Origin of the sequence: Gudongella ferriphila (assembly GCF_046224405.1) — a bacterium.
In the GTDB taxonomy this organism is placed as follows: Bacteria; Bacillota; Clostridia; order Tissierellales; family Tissierellaceae; genus Gudongella.
On sequence record NZ_JBJXRK010000061.1, the window covers coordinates 1 to 1,955 of the forward strand.

The 1,955-nt window shown below is 39.0% G+C and carries 1 protein-coding gene; it reads left to right on the top strand.

What is annotated here, in order from left to right; all coding sequences use genetic code 11:
• The first annotated feature begins 136 nt into the window (after positions 1–136).
• Positions 137–1,855 carry an IS1634 family transposase gene (locus tag ACKVDP_RS13730; protein WP_409229470.1) on the top strand — a complete coding sequence of 573 codons (1,719 nt, stop codon included), beginning with the start codon at positions 137–139 and terminating at the stop codon, positions 1,853–1,855.
• Positions 1,856–1,955: the final 100 nt, after the last annotated feature.

Consider the following 1,955-nt stretch of genomic DNA (forward strand, 5'->3'; position numbering starts at 1 on the left):
TCGGAAGTTTGACAGTTGTATATTACAAAACCCCTTCAAAAGCTTTAAATAGCTTATTTTTTTTATCATTTTTTCATTTTTCTATATCGCACTTTCTCGTAATGTGTTATAATAGTAGTAATGGGAGGTGTTATTTATGAGACTTAAGGTTAGCAAATCTAAGAATGCAGCTTCACTTTATGTAATTAAATCCATCTATAACAGCAAAACTCAGTCGAATTCTTCTGTGATTGTTGAAAAACTTGGTACAGAAGCTGAACTTAGGGAAAAATTGAATGGACAGGATCCTTATGAATGGGCCAAGGCCTATATTGCTGAGCTGAATGAAAAGGAGAAAGAGGAAAACAGCAAGGTTATGGTTCAATATTCTCCCACCAAACTTATTCCTAAAGATAAACAACGTTCTTTTAATGGAGGATACTTGTTTCTCCAAAGTATTTATCATGATCTTAAGCTTCACAATATTTGCAAGGATATTTCTAATCGTCACAAGTTCACCTTTAATCTAGACTCCGTTCTTTCCAGGCTTGTGTATGGGAGAATTATTTTCCCATCTTCCAAGCTTGCCACCTATGATCTATCTTCCAGATTCATTGAGCAGCCTGATTTTGATATTCAGCATGTATACAGGGCTCTTGATGTCATTTCAAAGGAAACTGATTTCATCCAATCTGAGCTGTACAAGAATAGCCTAAATATTTCCAAGAGGAACACTGGGATCCTTTATTATGATTGCACCAACTATTTCTTTGAGATTGAGGAGGAGTCTGGGTTAAGGGAATATGGTCATTCCAAGGACCACAAGCCCAACCCCATTGTCCAGATGGGTCTGTTTATGGATGGAGATGGGATTCCTCTTGCCTTTGACATACATAGCGGAAGGACAAATGAACAGAAGACACTTAAACCTTTGGAAAAGAGAATTCTCTCTGATTTCAAGCTTTCAAGGTTTGTGGTTTGCACAGATGCTGGTCTTTCATCCATTGAAAACAGGAAGTTCAATGATATGGGCAGCAGGGCCTTTATCACCACCCAGTCTGTAAAGATGCTTAAGGGCCATCTCAAGGAGTGGGCTCTTGACCCCAAGGGATGGATGTATGGGGATAGCGGGAAGACATATGATATTTCCAAGCTGGATGAGGAGAAGGACTACTCAAAGACATTCTACAAGGAAAGATGGATACATGAGAATGGTCTGGAGCAGAGGTTGATTGTCACCTTCTCGCTTAAATACAGAAACTACAAGATGCAGATTAGGGAAAACCAGATACAAAGGGCTGTGGATGTGATTGAAAAGAATCCAGCAAAGATCAAGAAGTCCGGTTCCAATGATTTCAAGAGGTTTATCGAGAAGACCAATGTGACTACTGATGGCGAAGTGGCTGAGAAGGAATTGTTTAGCATAAACAAGACTCTGATTTCCAAGGAAGCCATGTATGACGGGTTCTATGCTGTATGTACAAATCTGGAGGATGAGATCAGTGACATAATCAGCGTCAATCACAGAAGATGGGAAATTGAGGAATGCTTCAAAATCATGAAAAGCGAGTTCAAGTCAAGACCTGTCTACCTAAGTCGAGATGAGAGGATCAAGGCTCACTTTACAACATGCTTCTTGTCTTTGGTTGTGTACAGATACCTTGAGAAGGCCCTTGATGGCAAGTTTACAACCTGTGAGATAATCAAGGGACTAAGGGACATGAACTTTTATGAGATTCCTGGCGAAGGACTTATTCCAACCTATGAGAGAAACGACTTCACCGATGCCTTACATGATACATTTGGCTTCAGGACTGATTATCAGATACTAAAATTGAAACAAATCAAAAATATTTTAAGAATCACTAAGAACTAAAAAAGGTACGCACTTTTCGAGCAAAAGGAAAAAGCTTAGAACGTTGTTGTTGCAACATGTTCCAAGCTTTTTTTGATTTTCAACTGTCAAATATGGGATT